Annotated in this window: 3 protein-coding genes; 1 reads left to right on the forward strand and 2 read right to left on the reverse strand. The window is 64.9% G+C overall.

Annotation, left to right across the window (positions count from 1 at the left end; genetic code table 11):
• Window positions 1-230: 230 nt before the first annotated feature.
• Entirely contained in the window at window positions 231-785 is a 555-nt protein-coding gene (locus K728_RS0105265) for a GNAT family N-acetyltransferase (RefSeq protein WP_024476068.1), read from the forward strand.
• Here K728_RS0105265 and K728_RS22680 read toward each other — a convergent pair.
• Both K728_RS22680 and K728_RS0105275 read right to left on the reverse strand, forming a co-directional pair.
• Complete coding sequence (locus K728_RS22680) at window positions 782-1,060, reverse strand: CDGSH iron-sulfur domain-containing protein (RefSeq protein ID WP_024476069.1); 279 nt, start codon at window positions 1,058-1,060, stop codon at window positions 782-784. The genes K728_RS0105265 and K728_RS22680 overlap by 4 nt on opposite strands.
• The coding region (locus K728_RS0105275) for an iron-containing redox enzyme family protein (RefSeq protein WP_024476070.1) at window positions 1,057-2,008 on the reverse strand (952 nt) is incomplete at its 5' end. The genes K728_RS0105275 and K728_RS22680, both read right to left, overlap by 4 nt.

The following is a 2,008-nucleotide window of genomic DNA, read 5'->3' on the forward strand; positions in this document are numbered from 1 at the left end:
GGCTGGGTGCGCACAACCCGCCCTGAATAGTTGGCCTCGGGTGGGTACGCTTTTTAAAGAGTGCATGCACTGCAGGCAATGCATGCACTCTGAGTTCCTCGAACTGCATGCATTGCATGCAGTGCATGCACCTTTTAAAACCACTACGCCGCTACCTGATGCTGCGGCATCATCCGGCAAGGCTGATGCCGCGGCGCCATCCAGCGAGGCTGGGTCTGTGGCATCAGAATATGAATCCCGTGAAGCTACTCATCGACCGGGCCACCGCCGACGACGCCGACCAGCTCACCGAGCTCGCCGCCGTCACCTTCCCACTCGCGTGCCCCGCGTCGTCGCGACCCGAAGACATTGAGCACCACATTGCTACCGAACTCTCATCGGCCCGGTTCCTCGAACATTTAGCGGACCCGGGCAAAACCCTGCTGTGCCTACGCGAAAAGGACCGCCTCGACGCCTACAGCATGCTCATCGCCGGCGACCCCACCGATGCCGGCGTTCGGTCGTCCCTGTCGACGTTCCCCACCATTGAGCTGAGCAAGTTCTACGTCCACCCCGACCACCACGGCCGCGGACAAGCCTCCGCCCTGATGCAGGCAACCCTTGAGACCGCAGCACAGACTGGCGCCCGTGCGGTCTGGTTGGGCACCAATGACGAAAACCACCGGGCGGTGCGGTTCTACGAGAAGCACGGCTTCACCAAGGTGGGAGTGAAGACGTTCCGGCTCGGCGCCGGCGTCGAAAACGACTACATCCTCGAACTGGTCCTGCCGACGCCGCCAGCCTAGCTTTCGGGTTCAGTCCTGAAGTTGATCATCTTGTGGCTGCCGTCGCAATAAGGCTTGAGCATCGACGCGCCACACCGGCACAGGGCAACGGTCTTGCGGCTGCGACGCAGCTGATTGCCGTCCGGATCGACGATGTCGAAGTCCCCGCGAACCAGCAGCGGGCCGTTCGGGAAGGCGACGATCGTCTGCCGCGGACCGGTCGAGTCGCGGGTGTCCCCAGCAGGTCCGTCAGCCGAAGCGTCGTCGTCGCACCCCTCCGGCCCACACCCACTCATGCGGAGACCGCGGCGGCCGAGTACAGCGACGACGCGTCGGCGTTCCACGCGTCGAGGATGTGAGCGGTCATCCAGGTGTCGACGACGACAGCCGCCGCCGCACCGAAGAACACATCCGCGAGCAGCTCGGGCTCGGCCTCAACCAACCCGCCGGCGAGATCCCTACCGGCGATCTGCTCGTGCACGGCGTCGGCCTCCACATGCTCGTCGAAGTATGCGGCGACCGCGTCGTTGTACCCCAACCGCCGGAAACCCCTCGCATACATCCGATTCGCCAACGATGAAGTCATTTCGTAGGACGCGAGGTGCCCCACGATTGCGCCGCGCAGCCGCCGGTTGAGCCCAAACATCGACATCAGGTTCGACGACGCGAGGGTGATGGCGGGGACGTCGTCGACGTAGTGGCCGTAGCCGTCCTCGAGCCCGACGCCGCGCATCGACTGGGCGAAAAGGGCCGAGTGCATCCGGTCGGGGGCTCCGCCACCGTATTCGTCCGCCTGGATCTCCACCATGGCGGCCTTGGCCCGGCCGGTGAGGCGGGGAATCGCCCAGGTGTGCGGGTCGGCTTCCTTCAGCGTGTAGATGGACTTCTGGATCAGGAACTCACGGATTTGCCCCTCGGTAGCTTGCTTCGCCACATACTTCGACATGCTCGGGCCGCCGTCGGCGCCGGTCAGCTCAAAGAGGCCAGCAGCGACACCGGCGCTGGTGGGTGCTGGCAACTCCGGCAGGGTCACCGCGGAGTGCAGTTGCGCCTCATAGGCGTGCTCCAGGAGGCGGCGGGCAGCGATCAGGTCAGGATTCCATTCCCAGTCGCCGCTGGCACCGTCGATGCCGCTGTAGTGCAGTTCGAACAGGCAAAACAGGGTGAGCTGGAGGTCTTCGTCGAAGGCGAAGTCCCTGGTTGTTGCAAGCGCATCCCGCACCGCGCCGGCGAGCGCGGCGGCC

It is taken from the genome of Arthrobacter sp. CAL618 (assembly GCF_000468215.1).
GTDB lineage: Bacteria > Actinomycetota > Actinomycetes > Actinomycetales > Micrococcaceae > Arthrobacter_D.

Excerpts from the sequence above, each read along its gene's own strand:
- K728_RS0105265 (WP_024476068.1), top strand. The coding sequence starts at position 231 with ATGAATCCCGTGAAGCTACTCATCGACCGGGCCACCGCCGACGACGCC.
- K728_RS22680 (WP_024476069.1), bottom strand. The coding sequence starts at position 1,060 with ATGAGTGGGTGTGGGCCGGAGGGGTGCGACGACGACGCTTCGGCTGAC.